Origin of the sequence: Paraburkholderia sp. PREW-6R, from assembly GCF_039621805.1 — a bacterium.
In the GTDB taxonomy this organism is placed as follows: Bacteria; Pseudomonadota; Gammaproteobacteria; order Burkholderiales; family Burkholderiaceae; genus Paraburkholderia.
Genome location: NZ_CP155073.1, coordinates 2,115,212 through 2,138,179 on the forward strand (window position 1 = coordinate 2,115,212; position 22,968 = coordinate 2,138,179).

A 22,968-nucleotide genomic window follows, 5' to 3' on the forward strand; every position below is an offset into this window, starting at 1 on the left:
GCCGTTACGACGACGAAGCGCCACTGAGGCAATGCCACAAAAATTCGAAGACCATCGCGTCATGCGCGGCCTGCTCCAGCTCGTCGGAACCGCCGTGTCCGCCTTCAATGTTCTCCCAATACCATACGTCCGCTAAACCCAATGCCTGCATGCGTGCGGCCATCTTGCGCGCATGGCCGGGGTGCACGCGGTCGTCGGCGGTCGATGTGGTGAACAGCACCGGCGGATAGGTCACCCCCGCCTTCACGCGATGGTACGGGGAATACGCGGCCAGCACGCGCGCCTCGTCCGGCTCGTCCGGGTCGCCGTATTCATCGATCCATGATGCACCTGCATGCAACAGGTGATAACGGCGCATGTCGAGCAGCGGCACTTCACACACCACCGCACCGAACAGCTCGGGCCGCTGCACCATGCACGCCGCGACCAGCAAGCCACCGTTACTGCCGCCCTGAATGCCGAGTTGCGCGGCGCTCGTCACGCCCGAGTCGATCAGCGCCTCGGCCACGGCGATGAAATCGTCGAATGCGCGCTGGCGATGCTCGCCCTGCGCCGCCGTATGCCAGGGCGTGCCGAACTCGCCGCCGCCACGAATATGCGCGACCACGTACGCGCCGCCGCGCGCAAGCCAGCCGATGCCCTGCCCCGTCAGATAACCGGGCAGCAATGGAATAGCAAAACCCCCGTAGCCGTTGAGCAGACACGGACGCGGTTGCGGCGCATCGCCTGATTCTGGTGATGCGCGCGGACCGATCACCGTGTAGGGCACGCGCGTGCCGTCGGCGGACACTGCATGGCCGCGCGTCACGCCGTATGGCGCTGCATCGAACTGGGTCGGCCAGCGGTCGAGCAACTCCCAGTCGCCCGGATTCTCGCGCGCGAGATCGGTCAGCCAGTAAGCGGGCGGCTGCAGATAATCGTCGGTATCGACGAACACTTCATCGTTCAACGTGGGCTCGACAGGCGACACGTCGCACTGCGTGTCTGCGTGCGATGGAAAGAGCCGCTGCTGCCAACGCCACGTCTGATCGGCTGGCTGCGACGGGGTCCACACCACCGTCCTGCTCTGCACGTCTTCCAGATATGACACGATCAGGTGATGACGCGTGGTGGACCACTCGCAGGTCGAGGTCAGCGAGGTCGGCGTGAAAAGCGGTACGACGCTCCGTTCGCCGCGCAAAAACGCGTCCTCGCGGATGGCCAGCAACGCACCGCCCGGATAGTGCGCGCCGCCGCACGCCCAGTCCAGACGGGGCTCGAGAAAAAGCCACCCTTGCCAGCCGCCTACCGCAACATGCGCCGGCACGTCATAGCGGCGCCATGCGTGCGGAGCGTCGGCCGCTTCGTCGAGGTAGTACGTCTGTGAATCGAAAAAATCGACGCTGCTGACCACCGTATGCCGCGCTTCGAGCGGATCATAATGCGCTTCGACGCCAATATCACTGAATGCGGCCTTGAACACGACCGGCGCATCGGCGAGCCGCGTGCCGCGCGTCCAGCGCCGCACTTCGCGTGGATAACCCGAGCGCGTCAGACTCTTGCGGCCGTTGTCCCATCCAACATAGAGCGTATTCCGGTCGATCCACGCTGCCGTGTGCTTGCCCGCCTTCGCGATCGCAAAGCCGTCGTCGACGAAACGCTGCGCGGTCAGATCGAACTCGCGCACGACGAGCGCGTCCGAGCCGCCCGGCGACATGGTGATCAACGCGCGGTCGCCATCGGGATAAAGAATATCGAGTTCGGCGCATACCCACGGTGTGCCCTCGGCCGCGCCGAGCGCATCGAAGTCGAGCAAATTCTGCCAGACTGGCGCGCCGCTACGCCACGCCGCCCACGGAGTGCGCCGCCAGATGCCCCTGGGATTGTGCTCGTCCTGCCAGAGGTCGTAAGCCCAGTCTTGCCAGCGATCCGGAATCACCGGACGTTCGCGCGGCAGGTAGGCGTTTGCAAGACGTTGCCTCAACGATTCGAACTCCGCGCTGCTGCACCACGCGGCGCGCGTGCGGGCGTTCTGCTGGTCGACCCAGGCGAGCGCGTCGGGGTCGTCGAGCGCCTCGAGAGATAGATGCGGATCGGGAGTGAGCGGCCAGACAAAGGAGGAAGAAGAAGCGGGCATCGTCAACTGTTCAGTAAAACCAGTGTCGATTATGCCTTGCTGGCGCCTGGGGCTGAATGTTGCGGTGGTTTGACGCCGCTGGATGAGTGTAGCGGCGAGTCAGACGCAAATCCATTGCGGAGTCGCATTGAACCGCAGACAAGGTGGGCAGGAAGCGCGCGAACGGACTGCGAATGTCTCTCGAATCGAATAGCCACAACTGGCCGTGCCGGTCGCACATCCCGCAGCAAGGCCGCCGCGCCGCCCTCCTCCCCGCGAAAATGAAAACGTCAACCACTCACGGCTCGAGATTGAGCTCCTGAATCTTGCGCGTGATCGTATTGCGGCCAATGCCAAGACGCTCCGCCGCTTCGACCTTGCGACCGCGTGTGAAGTCGAGTGCCTCACGAATCACCGCGGCTTCGAAACGGCGCGCGAGTTCGTCCATGACGTCCGCGGCGTTTTCGCGCAGCATGCGCGCAACTTCCGTGCGCAAGCCACCTTCCCACGCGCTCACTGGCGACGCCACAGGCGCGCCACCAGCGGAAGGGTGAGCCGTAGCGGCCGCTCCATTCACGGGCGCCGTGCCCGCCAGCCCCGCTTCCCCCATTCCGATCACACCCGTGCCGCCGCCGGCCAGATCGGTCACGCCTGCTTGGGCCGGGCCAAGGTCAGGCGGCAGGTCCTTGATCTCGATGGTCTGCGCAGGCGCCATCACCGTCAACCAGTTGGCAAGATTCTCCAGTTGACGCACGTTGCCCGGAAACGGCAACGACGCAAGATAGGCAAGCGCCTCCTCGGACACGCGCTTAGGTTCGACACCAAGATCGCGCGCACTCTTCTGGAGAAAATGCCGCGTGAGCAGCGGGATATCTTCGCTGCGTTCGCGCAACGCCGGCAGGCGCAAACGGATCACATTGAGCCGGTGGTACAAGTCTTCGCGAAAGAGTCCTTGCCGCACGCGCGATTCGAGATTCTGGTGCGTCGCCGCGATCACGCGAACATTTGCGCGCAACGGGTTATGGCCGCCGACCCGATAGAACTGCCCGTCCGACAACACACGCAACAGACGCGTCTGCAGATCGAACGGCATATCGCCGATTTCGTCGAGAAACAGCGTACCGTTTTCAGCCTGCTCGAAGCGCCCCTGGCGCATGGCCTGCGCGCCAGTGAACGCGCCGCGCTCGTGACCGAATAGTTCGGATTCCAACAGATCTTTCGGAATCGCGGCCGTGTTCAATGCAATGAAAGGACCGTTCGCGCGTGGGCTATGTCGGTGCAACGCGCGCGCGACCAGTTCCTTCCCGGTGCCTGATTCGCCGGTAATGAGCACGGTTGCCGCGGAATGGGACAAACGGCCGATCGCACGGAACATGTCCTGCATTGCCGGCGCCTGCCCGAGCATTTCGGGTGCTTCGGCGACGCGATCGTCCCACGTCTGCTCGCCGCGCATGCTTTCGTCGACTGCCCGGCGGATCAGCTCGACCGCCTTGTCGACGTCGAACGGTTTCGCGAGATATTCGAACGCGCCGCCCTGAAAGGCCGCCACCGCGCTATCGAGGTCGGAAAACGCCGTCATGATGATGACGGGCAAGCCCGGCACCTTGTCGCGCACGGTTTGAAGAAGTTCGAGACCCGAGCCGCCGGGCATCCGGATGTCGGACACCAGCACCTGCGGACTGTCGTGATCGAGCGCCGCCGATGCGTCGCGCACATTCGCGAAGCTGCGGGTCGCGAAGTTTTCGCGCGCGAGCGCTTTTTCGAGCACCCACCGAATCGATTGATCGTCGTCTACTATCCAGATCGGCTTCATATAGGTCGGTCAGAAGTCTTGAGATACTTGTCGTGTTAGCAGTCGAGCGGCAGCAGAATCTGAAACTCGGTGTGGCCCGGCCGGCTTTCCACTTCGATCAGCCCATCGTGCTGCTGCACGAAGGTCTGCGCGAGCGTCAAACCGAGACCGCTACCGTCCTCGCGCCCCGACACGAGCGGATAGAAAATGCGGTCACGGATTTCTTCGGGAATGCCGGGTCCGTTATCCGTGATATGCAAGTCCAGTGCCAGCTTACATAAACGTTTCGACACCGTAATCTTGCGCGCCACGCGCGTGCGTAACTCGATGCGCGCGTCGCCTTGCGAGATGCGTTCGCGTAATGCTTCGGCCGCATTGCGCACGATGTTCAGCAACGCCTGGATCAGTTGTTCCTTGTCGCCGCGCAAGTCCGGCACGCTTACGTCGTAATCGCGTTCGATCGTGAGGCCACGCGGAAACTCCGCGAGAATCACCTGACGCACGCGCTCGCAGACCTCGTGAATGTTCACGTCGCCCACGATATGCGGGTGACGATGCGGCTCCAGCAGGCGGTCCACCAGCGTCTGCAGGCGGTCCGACTCCTTGATGATGACCTGCGTGTATTCGCGCAGCTCGTCGCGCTGACGCTCGCCGAGTTCGAATTCCAACAGTTGCGCCGCGCCGCGAATGCCGCCCAGCGGATTCTTGATTTCATGCGCGAGATTGCGGATCAGTTGCTTGTTGACCGCCGTGAGGTCGTTGATCCGCTCCTCGCGATCGGTCCGTAGATGACGCTCGTTCTCGAACAGTTCGAGCAGCACATAATCCTGTGCGCCTTCGAGAAAGCCGACAATCGCATGGACATGCAGCGGCTCGTGGCCCGGACGTTCGAGCACGGCGTCAAGGTGGGTGGCGTGAAAGCGGTGAGCGGCAATCGCGGAAATGGTCGCGACCAGCTCGTCCGCGTTCGAAAAGATGTCCGGCCACGCCATCTGCGTCAGCTGGCGGCGCGACAGCTCCAGCATGGACTCCGCCGACGGGTTCGCAAACGCCACGCGCAGCGTGCGTTTATCGAGCACCAGCACGACCGTGGGCAGCGCCTCGAAGCCCGGCAGCAGACCGGAACTGACGAGCTGCGCGTCGTCCGAAAGCGTCTGCTCGTGTCCTTTTCTTGCCTTGATCAGATTCTTCAGAACCATCTTGCAGTCCGGCTTATAGGAGATGGTGATAAATCGGGTGAAGCGCTCAGGTATTGCGTCTGCTTTTTTACCGTGCCGCGCCGTAGTACACCGCGGCACGCTCGCTCAGAACGAAAAAGGGACGGCGCCGCCGTCCCTTCGTGACCGATCGCGAGCGTCGCGCCAAGCGCCTCGCCGTATGAAGGGCGAAGCGCCACGGCCGCTTACAGCGAGTAGTACATTTCGAATTCGATCGGGTGCACCGACTGACGATAGCGTTGCAGCTCGCCCGTCTTCAGTTCGATGTACGCGTCGAGCATCGAATCCGTGAACACGCCACCGCGCGTCAGGAACTCGCGATCCGCGTCGAGCGAATCCAGCGCCTGGTCGAGGCCGGCACACACGGTCGGGATCTTTGCATCCTCTTCCGGCGGCAGGTCGTACAGGTTCTTGTCGGCGGCTTCGCCCGGATGGATCTTGTTCTGCACGCCGTCCAGACCGGCCATCATCAGCGCGGAGAAGCACAGGTACGGATTGGCCATCGGGTCCGGGAAGCGCGTTTCGATACGGCGGCCCTTCGGGTTCGACACGTGCGGAATACGGATCGATGCGGAACGGTTGCGAGCCGAGTAAGCCAGCTTCACCGGCGCTTCGAAGTGCGGCACGAGACGCTTGTACGAGTTCGTCGACGGGTTCGTGATCGCGTTCAGCGCGCGAGCATGCTTGATGATGCCGCCGATGTAGAACAGCGCGAATTCCGACAGCCCTGCGTAACCGTTGCCTGCGAACAGGTTCTGGCCGTCTTTCCAGATCGACTGGTGAACGTGCATGCCCGAACCGTTGTCACCCACCACCGGCTTCGGCATGAACGTAGCGGTCTTGCCATACGTATGCGCGACGTTGTGGATGATGTACTTCATCTGCTGCAGCCAGTCGGCGCGCTGCACCAGCGTCGAAAACTTCGTGCCGATTTCGTTCTGGCCTTGACCCGCGACCTCGTGGTGATGCACTTCGACCGGAATGCCGATCTGTTCGAGCAACAGGCACATTTCCGAACGGATGTCCTGGAACGTGTCGACCGGTGCCACCGGGAAGTAGCCGCCCTTCGTGCCCGGACGGTGGCCGGTGTTGCCGCCTTCGAAGTCCATTGCCGAGGACCACGGTGCTTCTTCCGAGCCGATCTTGACGAACGTGCCCGACTGGTCCGTGCCCCACTTGACCGAGTCGAAAATGAAGAATTCCGGTTCCGGGCCAAAAAACGCCGTGTCGCCGAGGCCCGTGCTCTTCAGGTACGCTTCAGCGCGCTTGGCGAGCGAACGCGGGTCGCGCTCGTAGCCCTTGCCGTCCGACGGTTCGACAACGTCACACGTCAGCACGAGGGTCGATTCTTCGTAGAACGGGTCGATGAAAGCCGTGTTCGCGTCCGGGACCAGCAACATGTCCGAGGCTTCGATGCCTTTCCAGCCGGCAATCGATGAACCGTCAAACGCATGGCCGCTTTCGAACTTGTCTTCATCGAATGCCGACACCGGCACCGAAACGTGTTGCTCCTTGCCGCGCGTGTCGGTGAAACGGAAGTCGACAAACTTGACGTCTTCGTCTTTGACGAGTTGAACGACGTCGGCCACGGATTTACTCATAACCTATCTCCTGATTTAACGAATTCGGCGGATTCAGCCGCCGCCCAATCTAGCTGACCCGACCCGGCGCGTCCACCCCGTTCGGTGAAGGACAACCATAACAAGCCGCCGTGACAAAATCGAACGGCACCACTAAAGCAGCTTCTGTGCCATCTATGCTCCAACCCGGCGCAACTCCGAACTGCACGCGCATTTGCGGGGAATATGCGCACCGCGCGATGATCAATCTTTCGAACGTTAGACGGTTGAAAGCACCATATTAGTGCATTCTCGCGGCGCTAGCCGTTGGGGGATCCAGAACTGGTGCATAGAGCGTGTTGCGCACCATTTTCGGGCATCGGCGCGCACGGTCAGCGCGGCGTTTGCCGGTTCACAAGAGCCGCGCTTCGTACCCTCCCTGCGCGCTAGAATGGTCTTTTGGCCGTGTGGAGATTAGCGCTCATGAGCACACTCGAACAGTTGTACGCCCGGGCAGACAAGCGCCGAACCGAGAATCAGTTGCCCTACGCGGGCGCCATCTCGCCCGCTGAAGCGTTCGAACTGCTGCAACTCGATCCGCGAACGCGTCTCGTCGACGTGCGTACACGCGCAGAGCTCGACTGGGTCGGCCGGCCAGTGGTCGGCGACGGCCAGTACGCGCATGTGGAATGGACGCGCTATCCAGGTGCCGTGCCGAACCAGGAATTCGTACAGCAACTCAGAGAGGTGGCTACGCCGGATACGCCGGTGCTGTTCCTGTGCCGCAGCGCCGCGCGCTCGAAGCTCGCCGCAATCGCCGCGACGCAAGCCGGCTTCACTCACGCGTATGACCTGCTGGAAGGTTTCGAAGGCGACAAGGATGGCCAGGGGCATCGAAAGACCGTGTCGGGCTGGTGCTTTCGCGGCTTGCCGTGGATTGGCGCGTGAGTGCGGCGGGTTGCTCCGGCGTCATAATCCGGCCGGTTCGAAGCAGGGTTTGATCGATAGTGCGACACACGTGGCCGTGGCGGCCACAGGTGAGCCACCCGCCCGGCTCATCGTCGCGTGCGAAAGGACAGGCCGATGTCGCGCACGCCTCGCGTCGAAAAAGCCCGCGCAGTGTAGGTCAGCCGCGCGGCTTGACCACCTCGGCATCCGGCTCGACGATATCTCCGCCCAGCAGATGCACGCCCTCTCTCAGCTTGACGAACGCCGCCGCCACCGCTTCCGGCTCGCCCTTCACACCCAGATCGATGTGATGCCGCGCGTAGACACCGCCGCGCTCGGCGTCGCCGACGCTCGGCAAGCTGAACACGCGCACACCTGGAAAATCGTGCTGGATTTTTTCCATCAGAGGCGTGACACGTGATTCCGGCAATTCGAACACGAGGAGCGACTTTTCCGCGTGCGGCATCGCATGATGCAGATGCGCATATTGCGTGTCGAGCACCCACTCGATCATGGGCCACGCCATGACCGGGAAGCCCGGCACGAAGTGGTGCTGCCTGATCGAGAAACCGGGAATCTTGTTGTAGCCGTTGGGAATGATCGACGCGCCCTGCGGGTACGTACCCATGTTCAGACGATGCCGGTTCTCGGGCGAATCCAGATCGGGCGGCGTGGCCGCGCTCGCCGGATGCATGTCGAGAATACGCTCCTGAATCAGTTTCTTCGCTTCCGGGTTCAGTTCGAGCGGCACGCCAAGCGCAGCGGCCGCGCACTGGCGTGTGTGGTCGTCCGGCGTGGCGCCGATGCCGCCCGTCGAAAACACGATATCGCCTGATTCGAACGTGCGTCGCAACGTCGCCGTGATGCGCGCCGGATCGTCGCCGATATACTCCGCCCAGCCGAGCGACAGTCCGCGCGCGCCCAGCAATTCGATGACCTTCGGCAGGTGCTTGTCGATGCGCCTGCCCGACAGGATTTCGTCGCCGATGATGATGACGCCAAATGCCATTGCCGCCTCTTCGCTTGTCAGTAATGCATCAATAGGGAACCGGCGCCGCCTGCCGCGCGCCGCCGTGCTCTTCCGCGCGCATGCGCTGTAGCGCGCGCAGACAGTAATAGCCGAACCACAGTGCCGAAAACACGAGGATGAACGCGTAAATCCAGATCGTCACCGCGGTGACCACCGGAAACAGCACGATCAGCCAGACCGACGACGCCCATAGCAACGTGGGCACCGATCCCAGCAAACCGCTTGCGATACCGATCAGCAGCAACGGCAGCCGGAAGCGCCGCACCAGCGCGCGCCGCTCGTCGCGCGTGGCGTGCAGCGCGAGCGCGTCGTAACTCATTACGCGGTACGTCAGCCAGCCCCACAGCAGCGGCGGGATCAACGCAAAAAACGGCGGCACGAGCCACAGCGGCAGCGTGACGACGAGTAGCACGAGACAGACCAGCGTCGTCCACAACGCCTGCCCGAGACTACCGTACCACGTTCCGCCGCGGCGCATTTCGAGGCTCGCGAACTGCCTCGCCGACAGGAACCGGATGACCGAAGGCATCGACAACGTAGCGATCAGCAGCAGCACCGTCACCACGATCAGCGGGATCGCCACCGCAATCACGATGAATGGCGCGATCACAGCATGCAGCGACGAAAAGCCGAGCCAGTCGAACAGTTGGTACAGCGTGAGGGTGAACGACCAGCTTTCGAGCCACACCCGGGTCGAGCCGATCAGCGTTTGCCATGAGAACCACAGGATCACGCCCCAACCGACCGTCGCCGCGAAAAACGGCATGAAGGTCAACCAGAGCATGCGCGGATGGAGCGCGCTGGCGAGCGCGCGCCCGAACGAGCGCAACAGATCATTCATGCGAGTCAGTGCCGGTGAACGAAACGATAGGACAAGGCGAAACACGCCACGTACCAGCCAGTCTGGCTGCCCGTTGCGTGCGAATGGGGAGAGGATAAACCACGTGACGCGTCACCGGGGCATCCGGCGACGCGAGGGAAAATAGATCAGGCAGGCGCGTCAAACGGCAGCGGTGTCGCTGCCCCGATTGCGGCGGCGTTTCGACGACAGCCGCGCGCTGATTCGTGCAAACGCGAGCCAGTGCTGCGCCCAGAAACCATCGCCATACCGGCGGCCTTCGAGTTGGTCCCGGATGCCGGTCGGCTCCATCTCACGGTTCCACGAGACGCTACCAAACAGCATGTCCCACCACGGAAACAGTACACCGAAATTGCAGCCGTATTTCAGCCCTTCGTGCCCATACCCGACTGCATGGTGACGACGGTGGAAAGTCGGGCTGACCAGCAGGCGCTCGCCGAGCCACCCGAAATAAAGACGGATATTGGCGTGTTGCACGCTTTGCGCGAGATTCGTGATGGCCACCAGCACAACGAATTGCGACGGCGGCACACCGATCACCAGCGCGATAATCGCGAAGAACGATGCCTGCAGCAGATCGTCGAGCAGATGGTTGCGGTCATCGGACCAGAGCGACATCTGTTGCTGGCTGTGATGCACCGCATGCAGTTCCCACCACAAACCGATACGGTGCTCCCAGCGGTGATACCAGTACCCGGCGAAATCGAGCACCAGCAGATACATCACGAATGTAACGAGCGGCTGCGTGGTCACGCCCGGCCACAGATTGTCGAACTCGAAATTCGAGATGTTGTGCAGATGCAGCCACGCCTGGACGTTGTCGAACAATGGCTGGAGCGCGAAGAAAAAAAACAGGTTGAGAAGGCCCAGCTTGGCGATCCACGTGTAGATCACGTCGACGCGCACCGCCTTGCGGTCCTGCCATTGTTCCGCGGGACGCAGCGCCTCCAGCGGGCGCAGCACCGCGTACATGGCGAGCACTTCGAGCACGCCGACGATCACCCAGTAGAGACTGTCGTACGTGTCTTCGTCGTAGTCCATCAGGTTGACGCGAAACAGCAGCGGCTGCACCACGTCAACGTACAGCAGCGTCTGCACGGCCGAGACGAAGCTGTCGAGGGAAGAAAAAATCAGATGGAACATGGTGCTGGCCTGTTACTTCATGTCTGACGGGATGCCTGCATGCCGGCTCACGCCCCGTTCGGCGCCGTGACCGGCGCGCGGTTGAAGAAATAGATCCCGTGCGGCGAACGGCCGACGGCAATCGTCTGTATCAGCTTACGCGTATTCAGATCGATGATGCCGATATGCTTCGCGAAGCGGAACGTCACCCAGAGATAGCGTTTGTCGGCGGAAAGTTCCATGTCATCCGGTCCTGGCATTAAGCCAGTGATGTCGCCCACGTTAGTGAGCGTGTCTTCATCGATGATGCTGATCGTGCTCGCCACGCGGTTCGACACCGCGACATGCTTGCCGTCTGCCAACGACCGGAAGTTGTGTGCGCCGTTACCCGTGTGAATGGTCTTGACGATCTTCTGGTTGCGCCAGTCAACCACCGCGACGTAATCGGACCCGGTCATGCCGATCAGCAGGTACTTGTCCCCCGGCGTCAACCACAGACCCGCCGGCACCTTGCCGACTTTCATCTTCCACTTGACGGTTTGCGTAGCGAGGTCGATTGCGGCCAGTTCGCCCGACACCTGCAGCGTGACGAACACCGTTTTGCTGTCGGCAGTGAACGCCATGTGGCTCGGCATGACCGCGAGCGGCAGGCGCGACGCCAGCGTCATCTGGTTCCTCTGGCTGTCGTAGTGATAGATATCGAGCCGGTCGAGGCGCAGGCCGGTCGTGACGAGCCACTTGCGGTCCGGCGAGAAGCCGATCTGATACGGATCTTCGATATTTTCGACCCAGCGCTGCACCTGGCCCGTTTTCGGATCGACGAACATCAGGTTGTTCGACACCGAATTGGCGACGATCAGCGACGAGTTGTCCGGCGTGACCATCAGGTGGTGCGGTTCCTTGCCGGTCGGCACCGTGCCGACGACCTGGCGCGTGGCCTCGTCAATCAGGCTCAGCGTAGCTTCGCCGGAATTGAGCACGATCACGTTGTTGGCGTGGGCAGCCGGAGAAAAAAAGCCTGCGACGGCGACCAGCGCAGCAGTTGCGGCAAACGTGGCGGTCAAACCGGGAAGAAAAAATTTACGCATGAAAACTCACTTCGGGAAACAACCATCATTGTAGAACGTTTGCCGGCGGCTGCGGTTGACGCAGGTCCTGCTTGCGCAACATGAATTTGACGGCGCCGGTGCGCGCCGTAAGCACAGTCGAAATCGAGCCGGTCTAAATAAATCCGAATAATGACGGTGAGTGCTTTAGCGTACCTTGCTTAATCTTAAGACACCACAAGATTAATTCTTATTTTTAGCCAACGCCGCTTCGCGTTAATTCGTTATAAATTAGGAACCGATATTAATTATCGCGTTTTAAGAGTTAGCTTATACCGACGTCCACAGGCTTAATCAGAAAATCGCCCTTCATCGCCAACGCGCTCAATCCAACGGGGTCTGGCGTGTGACGCGGGCGCCTCGGACTTACCAGGAAAGACAATCGGGATCGACCTACCGGAGCCATTCGGTTCGGCCTCCCCTGCTTTGCGCGTTCCATTCGGGCGATAACTTCCTGATCCGCCAGGTCCGCCCGCCACACGCTTTCCCGTGCTCTCGACATACCGCGGAGTAACACAATAAATGAATAAGGTTTTTCGATCGGTTTGGTCTGACGCAACGAAAACGTGGGTCGGCACGCCCGAAACGGCACGAACAAAAGGCAAAATCGCGAGCGGACGTAAAAAGGCCATCGCGATGGCTGTGATCGCCACCGCGACCTTTGCCGGTGAGATATCGGTCGCCAAGGCTACGGTCTATTTCGCCGGCAGCCCGACCGGTGCGCCTATTGACATCGACGCGCTCGCAGCAGGCGCCGGAGCGCTCGCATCCGGTGTCGAGGCCTATGCGTCGGGCAACGGCTCGGTGGCAACGGGCTATCAGGCGAACGCGCTGGGTGGCGACTCGCTCGCCGCCGGCGCGGGCGCCACCGCGATCAGCGCGGGCAGCAGCGCTTTGGGCACCGTATCGAGCGCCAACGGCAGAGGCGCTACAGCAGTGGGCTTTAGCGCCAGCGCCAACGGCGCGGCCGCATTCGCGGGCGGCATGGGTGCTTCGGCGCAGGCCGACTATGCGGCGGCGATCGGCTATCTGGCGGCCGCCAGTGCGGACGGATCGGCCGCGGTCGGTGCATACGCGCGCACGTTCGGCGTCAATTCGGTCGCGCTCGGCTATGCAGCGGTGGCCACGGGCGACAACGCATTCGCCGGCGGCGCGTCGGCGCTGGCGCGCGGCGAAAACGCAGTCGCGCTCGGCGCGTCAGCCATGACCGACGAAGCCGGCTCTGTCGCGCTCGGCTATGCGGCGTCGGCAAGCGCGGCGAACAGCGTCGCGCTCGGCGCAGCCTCGACCACGACCGCCAATCTGTCCGCCGGTGCTTACGTGCCCACGGGCGTCGATCCGGCGGTCATCGCCGCGCCCACGGCCAATGGCGAGGTCTCGGTCGGCTCTGCGGACAACGAACGCCGCATTACCAATGTCGCGGCAGGCGCGGCGCCCACTGACGCCGTCAATGTCAGTCAGCTGAGTGCGGTCGACGGCAAGGTGGACGCCATTGCCGCGAATGGCGCCCTGCACTACTTCAAATCAGACGGCACCGCCGACGGCACCGACGACGCCATCGCCAGCGGCACGCATGCGGTCGCGGCAGGCCTGCTTGCCGGTGCGACAGGCGACTACGCCGCCGTGTTGGGCGCGAATGCCGCCGCGGCCGGCACGGGGGCGGCCGCGTTCGGCGCTTATGCTTCTGCCGTGTCGAGCGGCAGCGTTGCCATTGGGTACGCCGCCGTTGCCAGCGGCACCGATTCGCTTGCCATTGGTCACGACGCCAGCGCGGCGGCGGCCGGCTCGGTCGCGATCGGTCAGGGGTCGGTGGCCACGCGCGCCAATACCGTATCGGTTGGCTCGGTGGGCGGCGAGCGGCAGATCACCAATGTCGCGGCCGGCACCGCCGACACCGACGCGGTCAACTACGCGCAGCTAAAAGCGGTCAGCGACCAGACCTCGGCCAACGCCGCGAAGCTCGACGGCGCGGTGATGTACGACCAGAACGCCGACGGCAGCGTGAACCGGAACAGCGTCACGCTCGGCGGCGACGCGGCAAACGGCGGCACGGTCATTCACAACGTCGCGGAAGGCGTCGAAGCTAACGACGCGGTCAACGTCAGCCAGTTGAACGCGGCGATTTCCGGCGTCGTCAACAACATCGTGGTCAACACCGCCAACCCGTTCTTTAGCGCGGAGGGCGACACCGGCAGCGAAAGCGCAGTCTCGTCCGGCACACACTCGGTCGCTTCGGGTGCGGGCGCTCAGGCGACCGGGCAGAACGCGATTGCGATCGGCGCGAATGCCGCCGCAAGCGGCGTGAACACCGCGGCGCTTGGCTCCGCAGCGGTCGCGACCGGCGCCAACGCCACCGCAGTCGGCGCAGCGGCCACCGCAAGCGCCGATAATGCCGTCGCACTCGGTCAGGGGTCGGTCGCGGACCGAGCTAACTCTGTGTCGGTAGGGGTCGCAGGCGGAGAACGGCAGATCACGAATGTCGCAGCCGGCGTGCAGGGCACCGACGCCGTCAACGTCAACCAGCTACAGCAAAGCGTGAGCGGCGCAGTTAGCCAGGCAAACAGCTATACCAACGACCAGATCCGCTCGGCGCGTCGCGACGCGTATGGCGGCACGGCATCGGCTCTTGCCATGGCGGGGCTGCCGCAAGCGGTGTTGCCGGGTCACGGCATGGTTGCGATGGCTGGGGGCACCTATGCAGGTCAGTCGGCACTCGCGATCGGTGTCTCGCAACTGTCGGATACGGGCAAGTGGGTCTACAAACTGCAGGGCACCACCGATTCGCGCGGGCAGTTCGGCGCTTCGATCGGCGCCGGTATGCATTGGTAAAAGCGCGTCGTGGGCCGGACGATCCTGAAGGCGGTGCAAGCCAGACCACATCGTTCGGTCGCAGCCATGGCAGCGAGCGCGGGTCCTGAACCAGCCCGCGTTTTTGCGCGAAGGCTTTTCCAGAATGGAAGCCGTCGCGCGCTTTTTTTCAGTGCCGCTCGCGCAGCGAGCATGTCCCAGCCTACCGCTGCATCGCCTCCCAAACCTTATACAGGCGCTTCACTGACACCGGCATCGGCGTGCGCAACTCCTGCGCGAACAACGAAATCCGCAGTTCTTCCAGCAGCCAGCGAAACTCCGAGAGACGCGGGTCCAGCACGCCGCCTCGCTGCGCAACCGCGCGCTGATAGTTTTGCGACAGCGGCTGGAACTCGGCGAACTGTCGGGCGTCGCGTGCGGGGTCTGCCCTCAGTTTGTCGATGCGCAGCGCAATGCCCTTCAGGTAGCGCGGAAAATGCGCGAGTTGCTGATACGGTGTATCCACGACAAAGCGCTTGCCGATCAGCGCATCGAGCTGGCCCTGCATGTCGGCATACGCAGCGGCGAACGACTTCGCCTGCACGAGTTTTTTCGTGACGGCCGCGTACTCCGCGAGAATCTGACCCACCAGGCGCGCAATCTCCTGCGCCAGCAACGTCAGCCGGGTGCGCCCCTCGTCGCGGCGCGCGTGAAAACTGGCGTCATCGTCGGGCAACGGTTCCTGCAGACAGGCTCGATCGAGCGCAGTGTCGATCAGTTGGTCACGCAACGCTTCCTGGGTGCCGCGCGGCATGAACTGCATTGCCATTTCGCGCAAACCCGGCAGGTTCTTTTCGAGATATTTGATCGGTTCTTTCAGTTGCAGCGCGAAAAGCCGGCGCAATCCGGCGCGGTGAATGCGCGCGGCTTCGTCGGGCGAATCGAACACCTCGACGTCGCAATGCGTGCCGCGGTCGACCAGCGCGGGATAGCCGAACAGCGTCTGGCCGCCGCGGCGGATTTCAAGCAACTCGGGAAGCTTGCCGAAATTCCAGGTGGTAAGGTTTTCGTACAGCGCGGTGCCATGCCCACCCTTCGGCGGCGCGGTCTGCGGACCACCCGCCGCCACGCCCTTGCCGGCTGCCGCCGAATCACGCGGGCTGCCCGCCGCGCCTCGCGCCTGCGCAGGCGGCGCGATTCCACCGCCGCCTGCGTCGGCCAATGCCGCGCCTGCCGCGCTCGACGCGATCTTCTGGAAATGCTGCTGCGCCTGCCCGCCGAGTTCGGCGCGCAGTTGCGACAGATTGCGCCCCATCGCGAGCTGTCGCCCGTGCTCGTCGACGACCTTGAAGTTCATGAACAGATGCGGCGGCAGCGTTTCGAGCTTGAAGTCCGACTGCTTCAATGCAACCTGCTTCTGCTCGCGCACATCGGCGATCAACGACTCGAGCAAACCACCCGCACCGAAGCGCGGCCCGGCATGCCGGTCGACGAAACCCGCCGCATACTCGGGCAGCGGCACGCAATGCCGCCGCAACTTCTGCGGCAAGGACTTGAGCAACAGTTGCGATTTCTCTTTCAGCATGCCGGGCACGAGCCATTCGCAACGCCGCGCGTCGACCTGGTTCAACGCGTAGAGCGGCACGGCGAGCGTCACGCCGTCGCGCGGCGAGCCCGGCTCGAAGTGGTACGTGAGCGTCATCTCGACGCCCGCCATCGTCATCCGTTTCGGGAACAGGTCGGTTGTTACACCGGCGGCTTCGTGCCGCATCAGATCGTCGCGTGACAGGTACAGCAGGCGCAGCTTGTCTTCCGGCTGGCCGCTCTTCTTCAGTTCGTCGCGATACCACCGCTCGAACGACGCGCCGGTATAAATGCCTTTCGGCAACGCCTCGTCGTAGTACGCATAGATCAGCTCGTCGTCGACCAGCACGTCCTGACGGCGGGACTTGTGTTCGAGTTGCTCGATATCGGCAAGCAGCTTGCGATTGTGCGCGAAGAAAGCGAGCTTCGTCTCGAACTCGCCCTCCACCAGCGCGCCGCGAATGAAGAGCTCGCGCGCCCGCGCCGGATCCTGTTTGCCGAAACTCACGCGCCGCCGGTTGTAGATCGGCAGACCGTACAGCACCGCGCGCTCGTAAGCGGACACCTGCGCGGCGCGTTTTTCCCAATGCGGCTCCGAAAGCGATTTTTTCAGCAGGTGCGCACCGATTTTCTCAATCCACTCTGGCTCGATCCTGGCAATGCAGCGCGCGTACAGGCGGCTCGTCTCGACCAGTTCGGCGGCCATCACCCACTTTCCCGCTTTCTTGACGAGCGCCGAGCCCGGCCACAAATAGAACTTGATGCCGCGCGCGCCGAGGTAGTACGGCTCGTCGTCGGCTTTCAGACCGATGTTGCCGAGCAGGCCCGTGAGCAGCGCGAGATGGATCTGTTCGAAAGTCGCTTGCGCGTCGTTCAGACGCCAGCCGTGCTCGCGCACCACGGTCAGCAGTTGCGAATGCACGTCTCGCCATTCGCGCAGCCGCAATTGCGACAGAAAATTCTTGCGGCATTCCTCGTGCAACTGCTTGTTCGACTTCTTGTGCGCGATCGCCTCTTCGAACCAGTTCCAGATGTTCAGCCACTGCAGGAATTCGGAGCGCTCGTCGGCAAAGCGACGATGCGCCTGGTCCGCCTGTTCCTGCGCTTCGATCGGCCGGTCGCGCGGGTCCTGCACCGACAGCGCGCTCGCGATGATCAGCACTTCCTTTAACGCCTGCTGGTCGCGCGCGGCCAGAATCATGCGGCCGACGCGCGGATCGAGCGGCAGACGCGCGAGTTCGCGGCCAAGCGGCGTGAGCTGGTTGTCATCGTCGACGGCGCCCAGTTCGTTCAGCAATTGATAGCCGTCGGCAATGGCGCGGCCGGGCGGCGGCTCGATGAACGGAAACGTTTCGATCGCCGTCAGATGCAGCGACTTCATGCGCAGAATCACCGAGGCGAGCGACGAACGCAAAATCTCCGGATCGGTGAATCGCACGCGGCTCTGGTAATCGCTTTCTTCGTAAAGGCGGATGCAGATGCCGTCCGCGACGCGGCCGCAGCGCCCTGCCCGCTGGTTCGCGGCAGCCTGCGAAATCGCTTCCAGCTGCAACTGCTCGACCTTGTTGCGGTACGAGTAGCGCTTCACGCGCGCGAGGCCCGTGTCCACCACATAGCGGATGCCCGGCACCGTCAGCGACGTTTCGGCCACGTTGGTCGCGAGCACGATGCGCCGCGCGTTCGACGTGCGGAACACGCGCTCCTGCTCGGCCGCCGAAAGACGCGCGAAGAGCGGCAGGATTTCCGTATGCGGCGGATGGTGTTTGCGCAGCGCCTCGGCAGCGTCGCGAATTTCGCGCTCGCCGGGCAGAAACACGAGCACGTCGCCGGGGCCTTCGCGGCAGAGTTCGTCGACCGCGTCGACGATGGCTTCCATCAGATCGCGGTCGGTCTCGCGCTGGGTCTTCGGCCTGTCGTTGCGAGACGACGCAGCCTGGGTGCCTTCCGCCGCTTTCACCGCGGGGCTGTCTTCCGCGACCGGCCGGTAGCGCACTTCGACCGGGTACAGACGGCCGCTCACCTCGATCACCGGCGCCGGCTTGTCGTCGCTGCCGAAGTGGCGCGCAAAGCGGTCTGCGTCGATCGTCGCCGACGTGACGATCAGCTTCAGATCCGGACGCTTCGCGAGAATTTCCTTCAGATAGCCGAGCAGAAAATCGATGTTGAGGCTGCGTTCGTGCGCCTCGTCGATGATCAGCGTGTCGTACGCCTTCAGCAGCGGATCGGTTTGCGTTTCGGCAAGCAGAATGCCGTCCGTCATCAATTTGACGGACGCACCCGGCGACAGGTTGTCGGTGAAACGCACCTTGTAGCCGACCACTTCGCCGAACGGCGTGCCGAGTTCCTCCGCGATGCGACGGCCCGTCGCCGACGCGGCAATCCGGCGCGGCTGCGTGTGACCGATCAGACCGGAACCGCCCGCACCGAGGCCACGGCCGAGTTCGAGGCAGATTTTCGGAAGCTGGGTGGTCTTGCCCGAGCCGGTCTCGCCCGAGACGATCACCACCTGATGGCCGGCAATCGCCCGCGCGATTTCTTCGCGACGGGCGGAAACCGGTAGGGCTTCGGGAAACGTGATCGGCGGAACCGGATTCGGCTCGACCACACGCGGCATGGGCCGTTCACGTGGAGCGCGCGGCTCACGCGCGGCCGGCGGCGTGTCGCGGTTTGCGCCGCGCGCACGGCGGCGTCGGGCGTTGCCGGCGCCCGGTTGATCGACGGCGGGCGCCGGATTCTCGTTCGCCGGAGCGGGACTTTTGGGTACATTCGACATGGGGGCGCATTATAATCCCCGGCATGAATTCCCAAACCGACCTCGTCCCCGCGCCCGCGAGCGTTCCGGCCCCTGCCGCAGCACCGGAAGATCTCGCCCAGCATGCGCAATTCGTCGACTGGATGCGCTCAGTCGCCCCCTATATCCATGCATTCCGCAACAAGACCTTCGTCGTCGGTTTTGGTGGCGAGGTGGTGCATCAGGGGCTGCTGAATGCACTCGTCTCCGACATCGCGCTGTTGCAGGCCATGGGCATCCAGATCGTGCTGGTGCATGGCTCGCGTCCGCAGGTCGAAGAGCAGATGAGTCTGCACGGTGTCGAGTCCGAGTTTTCGCACGGCATGCGCATTACCGACGCGCGTGCGCTCGAGTCCGCGAAAGAAGCCGCCGGCGAAGTGCGTCTGGATATCGAGGCCGCAATTAGCCAGGGCCTGCCGAACACACCCATGGCACACGCGCACATCAGCGTGGTGTCGGGCAACTTCGTCACTGCGCGGCCGGTCGGCATTCTGGACGGCGTCGACTTCCAGCATACCGGCGTGGTGCGCAAGATCGACGCGGATTCGATCCGCCATTCGCTTGCGAGCCGCAAGCTGGTGCTGCTGTCACCGCTTGGCTTCTCGCCGACCGGTGAAGCATTCAATCTGGCCATGGAAGACGTGGCGTCGGCCGCCGCGATCGCATTGCGCGCCGACAAGATCGTGTTCCTGACCGAAACGCCGGGCCTGATGGAAGCCACTGAAGAAGGTCCCGAGCTGGTCCGCGAACTGTCGCTCGACGACGCGTACAAGTTGCACGAAAGCGGCGAAGTCACCGGCGACGCTGGTTTCTATCTCAAGCATTCAATCCGCGCGTGCCGCGGCGGCGTGGCGCGGGCGCACATCATCCCTTACGCGCTCGACGGCAGCTTGCTGCTCGAACTGTTTCTGCACGATGGCGTGGGCACCATGATCTCGTACGAGAACCTGGAAAGCCTGCGCGAAGCCACGCCGGACGATGTCGGCGGCATTCTCGCGCTGATCGAGCCGCTCGAATCGGATGGCACGCTGGTGCGGCGCGGCCGGCATCAGATCGAGCGCGACATCGACCATTTCTCGGTAATCGAGCACGATGGCGTGCTGTTTGGCTGCGCGGCGCTCTACCCGTACACGCAGGAGCGCATCGGCGAGATGGCGTGCCTGACGGTCGCACCCGAGGCGCAGGGCACCGGCGACGGCGAGCGCCTGCTCAAACGCATCGAGCAGCGCGCCCGCGCGCGCGGCCTGACACGCATTTTCGTCCTCACCACGCGCACCGAGCACTGGTTCCTCAAGCGAGGCTTCGTCAAGGTGACGGTCGACGACCTGCCGGAAGACCGTCGCCGGCTCTACAACTGGCAGCGCAAGTCGCTCGTGCTGATGAAACAGCTCTGAGCGCCCTCATATTAAGCCGACTGGCAAGCCAGTCGGCAATCCGGTATTTTTTATTGGGCCGGAGCAGGCACTCAAGCACCCGCTCCAGTCGACACAGGAGAAGCACAGCATGACTCGTATGGTTCAATGCGCGAAGCTCGGCAAGGAAGCCGAAGGCCTCGATTTTCCGCCGCTGCCCGGCGAACTCGGCAAGCGGATCTACGAAAGCATTTCGAAGGAAGCCTGGCAGGCGTGGCTCAAGCAGCAGACCATGCTCATCAACGAAAACCGGCTGAACATGGCGGATCCGCGAGCCCGCCAGTATCTGATGAAGCAGACGGAAAAGTTTTTCTTCGGCGAAGGCGCCGATACCGCGCAAGGTTACGTGCCGCCCTCGGCCTGAATTGACCTGTCACGCAGTGTGCGCGGAGGTGAACGTCCGCACGAAAAAATCCGCGCCGCGAGCGCGGATTTTTTTCGTCCGTCAGGGTCTGCCCGGCGCAGTCGAAACCGGCCGCAAAAGGCAAACAGAAACTGTGCTGGACCGTCCATCTGCTGCTACTTTTGAGCCCTTGTTTCAGACCGCCGATCGTACGCAATGCCCCGCCCCATAAGGGATTACACAGATTGCCCTGACCGCTGGTCAGACCATGGGTTTGCACGATCCTCAGCTATCGTGCTAACATGTCCACCGTTCCAACAGCAATTCACCTTCATTCTGGTTTCTTTTGAATCGGATTCGCGCAGGTTTTTACAGTGGTTCATGGCGCACCTGATTGAAATAGAACTGTTTTAACAAGAAGGCTCGTCGGTCTATTTTTCGCTTGTTGCTGCGCCGGGAGGCTGCGGCGCGGGCGGCGAATAAAGCACCGGCCTTTTTCGTTTCAAGCCTTCCCGTGGCGCATGCGGGCTGCCCAGCTCCAAGCTGAGCCAACTCCGGCGTCCTCATGCACCTGCCCCCCTTCCACGGCCACGCAGGTGCAACAGTCAGCACAATCTAGACGAGTGTTTTTTCGCGACCTGCATCGCGAGGCACGGGCGTTGTGTTCTGCTTTTCTGCGCCCCACTTTATCGCCGTTGACGGCGAAAGAGACGCCATCGCCCAGCTTGCGAAACTGCACTTCCCAGCAACCGTGGCGGAACGTTCATGCGCACCATGAGTTTCGTCGCAGTCATTGGAGTTTTCACCTTGACCGCTTCCAGCAACGGCTTCTGGCGACACAAAAAAGAACAACAACGCCTTTCTCTCGACGACATCACCGTCGTCGACAAATCACTACTCAAGCGTGCAGTGGGCGCGATGGCGCTCGGCAACGCAATGGAATGGTTCGACTTCGGCGTGTACAGCTATATCGCCGTCACACTCGGCAAAGTCTTTTTCCCATCGGCGAGTCCGGCCGCGCAGCTGATCGCCACCTTCGGCACATTCGCCGCGGCGTTCCTCGTGCGCCCGGTCGGCGGCATGGTGTTCGGGCCGCTCGGCGACCGCATCGGCCGCCAGCGCGTGCTCGCGATGACCATGATCATGATGGCGCTCGGCACTTTCGCGATCGGCCTGATTCCGAGCTACGCGTCGATCGGAATCTTCGCACCGGTGCTGCTGCTCGTCGCCCGGCTCGTGCAGGGGTTCTCGACCGGCGGCGAGTACGGCGGCGCTGCCACCTTCATTGCGGAATTTTCGACGGACAAACGCCGCGGCTTCATGGGCAGCTTCCTCGAATTCGGCACGCTGATCGGCTATGTGCTCGGCGCGGGCACGGTTGCCGTGCTTACCGCTACGCTGTCGCATGACGCGCTGCTCACGTGGGGCTGGCGTGTGCCGTTTCTGATCGCGGGCCCGCTTGGTCTGGTGGGTCTGTATATCCGGATGAAGCTCGAAGAAACACCCGCGTTCAAAAAGCAGGCCGAGGAACGCGAAGCCGAAGACAAGGCGCTGCCGAAGCACTCGTTCCGCGAATTGCTGATGCAACAATGGAAGCCGTTGTTGCTGTGCGTCGGTCTCGTGCTGATCTTCAACGTCACCGACTACATGGCGCTCTCATATCTGCCGAGCTACCTGTCGGCCACGCTGCACTTTAACGAAACGCATGGCCTCTTTCTCGTGCTGGCCGTGATGGTGCTGATGATGCCGATGACGCTCGCCGCCGGCCGCCTGTCCGACACGATCGGCCGCAAGCCGGTGATGCTGTTCGGCTGCGTGGGTCTCTTTGCGCTGTCGATTCCGGCGCTGCTGCTGATCCGTATGGGTACCGTCGTGCCGGTGTTCGCCGGCCTGATGATTCTTGGCGTGCTGCTGTCGTGCTTTACCGGCGTGATGCCGTCGGCGCTGCCGGCGCTGTTTCCGACCCGAATCCGTTACGGCGCGCTGGCCATTGGCTTCAATATTTCGGTATCGCTGTTCGGTGGCACGACCCCGCTGATGACCGCGTGGCTGGTCGATCGCACCGGTAATCTGATGATGCCCGCGTACTACCTGATGGGCGCGTCGCTGATCGGTATCGTGTCGGTGATCGCGTTGCGTGAAACGGCTCGCAAGCCGCTGCTCGGCTCGGGTCCGTGCGTCGCCACGCGCGCCGAAGCGCATGCCGTGCTGCGCGGCGAACGTGAAGCGCAGGAAATGGATGAGCGATATGCGGCCACCGCTACCGCGCGTGCGTGAGAACGGCTGATCGCGGTAAGCGTCCGTCGCAGCCGACGTAACAAAA

General features: G+C 63.0%; 14 protein-coding genes. 5 read left to right on the plus strand and 9 right to left on the minus strand.

What is annotated here, in order from left to right; all coding sequences use genetic code 11:
• Positions 1 to 4: 4 nt before the first annotated feature.
• The 4 genes from AAGS40_RS09125 to glnA all read right to left on the minus strand — a co-directional run bounded on the left by AAGS40_RS09125 (position 5) and on the right by glnA (position 6,705).
• Positions 5 to 2,116, minus strand: a complete 2,112-nt coding sequence (locus AAGS40_RS09125) for a prolyl oligopeptidase family serine peptidase (protein WP_345810957.1) — start codon at positions 2,114 to 2,116, stop codon at positions 5 to 7.
• A gap of 277 nt (positions 2,117 to 2,393) precedes the next feature.
• Complete coding sequence (gene ntrC / locus AAGS40_RS09130) at positions 2,394 to 3,908, minus strand: nitrogen regulation protein NR(I) (protein ID WP_345810958.1); 1,515 nt, start codon at positions 3,906 to 3,908, stop codon at positions 2,394 to 2,396.
• 35 nt (positions 3,909 to 3,943) lie between these two features.
• Positions 3,944 to 5,086, minus strand: coding sequence for a nitrogen regulation protein NR(II) (gene glnL, locus AAGS40_RS09135; RefSeq protein ID WP_345810959.1), 1,143 nt, complete (start codon positions 5,084 to 5,086; stop codon positions 3,944 to 3,946).
• Between the two features lie 203 nt (positions 5,087 to 5,289).
• Positions 5,290 to 6,705: a type I glutamate--ammonia ligase gene (glnA, locus tag AAGS40_RS09140; protein WP_345810960.1), complete on the minus strand. Its 1,416-nt coding sequence runs from the start codon at positions 6,703 to 6,705 to the stop codon at positions 5,290 to 5,292.
• Positions 6,706 to 7,146: 441 nt separating this feature from the next.
• Here glnA and AAGS40_RS09145 point away from each other — a divergent pair, with 441 nt between their 5' ends.
• A complete protein-coding gene (locus AAGS40_RS09145; RefSeq protein ID WP_345810961.1) occupies positions 7,147 to 7,611 on the plus strand; it encodes a rhodanese-like domain-containing protein in 465 nt (154 codons plus the stop codon).
• Between the two features lie 178 nt (positions 7,612 to 7,789).
• On the opposite strand, the gene AAGS40_RS09150 is transcribed toward AAGS40_RS09145, so the two are convergent.
• The 4 genes from AAGS40_RS09150 to AAGS40_RS09165 all read right to left on the minus strand — a co-directional run bounded on the left by AAGS40_RS09150 (position 7,790) and on the right by AAGS40_RS09165 (position 11,710).
• Entirely contained in the window at positions 7,790 to 8,620 is an 831-nt protein-coding gene (locus tag AAGS40_RS09150; protein ID WP_345810962.1) for a molybdopterin-binding protein, read from the minus strand.
• A 28-nt stretch (positions 8,621 to 8,648) separates the two neighbouring features.
• Positions 8,649 to 9,482, minus strand: coding sequence for an EI24 domain-containing protein (locus AAGS40_RS09155; protein ID WP_345810963.1), 834 nt, complete (start codon positions 9,480 to 9,482; stop codon positions 8,649 to 8,651).
• Between the two features lie 159 nt (positions 9,483 to 9,641).
• The gene (locus AAGS40_RS09160; protein WP_345810964.1) at positions 9,642 to 10,643 is read right to left on the minus strand and encodes a sterol desaturase family protein; all 1,002 of its coding nucleotides are present in this window, start codon (positions 10,641 to 10,643) and stop codon (positions 9,642 to 9,644) included.
• Positions 10,644 to 10,690: 47 nt separating this feature from the next.
• Positions 10,691 to 11,710, minus strand: coding sequence for a beta-propeller fold lactonase family protein (locus tag AAGS40_RS09165; RefSeq protein WP_345810965.1), 1,020 nt, complete (start codon positions 11,708 to 11,710; stop codon positions 10,691 to 10,693).
• A 540-nt stretch (positions 11,711 to 12,250) separates the two neighbouring features.
• On the opposite strand from AAGS40_RS09165, the gene AAGS40_RS09170 reads away from it, so the two are divergent.
• Positions 12,251 to 14,557 carry a YadA-like family protein gene (locus AAGS40_RS09170; RefSeq protein WP_345810966.1) on the plus strand — a complete coding sequence of 769 codons (2,307 nt, stop codon included), beginning with the start codon at positions 12,251 to 12,253 and terminating at the stop codon, positions 14,555 to 14,557.
• A gap of 181 nt (positions 14,558 to 14,738) precedes the next feature.
• Here the strand turns inward: AAGS40_RS09170 and hrpA are convergent, their stop codons facing one another.
• On the minus strand, positions 14,739 to 18,872 hold the full coding sequence (hrpA, locus tag AAGS40_RS09175) for an ATP-dependent RNA helicase HrpA (RefSeq protein ID WP_345810967.1): 4,134 nt from the start codon (positions 18,870 to 18,872) through the stop codon (positions 14,739 to 14,741).
• 23 nt (positions 18,873 to 18,895) lie between these two features.
• Here hrpA and argA point away from each other — a divergent pair, with 23 nt between their 5' ends.
• The 3 genes from argA to proP all read left to right on the plus strand — a co-directional run bounded on the left by argA (position 18,896) and on the right by proP (position 22,922).
• Positions 18,896 to 20,284: an amino-acid N-acetyltransferase gene (argA, locus tag AAGS40_RS09180; protein ID WP_345810968.1), complete on the plus strand. Its 1,389-nt coding sequence runs from the start codon at positions 18,896 to 18,898 to the stop codon at positions 20,282 to 20,284.
• 109 nt (positions 20,285 to 20,393) lie between these two features.
• On the plus strand, positions 20,394 to 20,666 hold the full coding sequence (locus tag AAGS40_RS09185; protein ID WP_007181244.1) for an oxidative damage protection protein: 273 nt from the start codon (positions 20,394 to 20,396) through the stop codon (positions 20,664 to 20,666).
• Positions 20,667 to 21,419: 753 nt separating this feature from the next.
• Positions 21,420 to 22,922 carry a glycine betaine/L-proline transporter ProP gene (gene proP / locus AAGS40_RS09190; protein ID WP_345814338.1) on the plus strand — a complete coding sequence of 501 codons (1,503 nt, stop codon included), beginning with the start codon at positions 21,420 to 21,422 and terminating at the stop codon, positions 22,920 to 22,922.
• Positions 22,923 to 22,968: the final 46 nt, after the last annotated feature.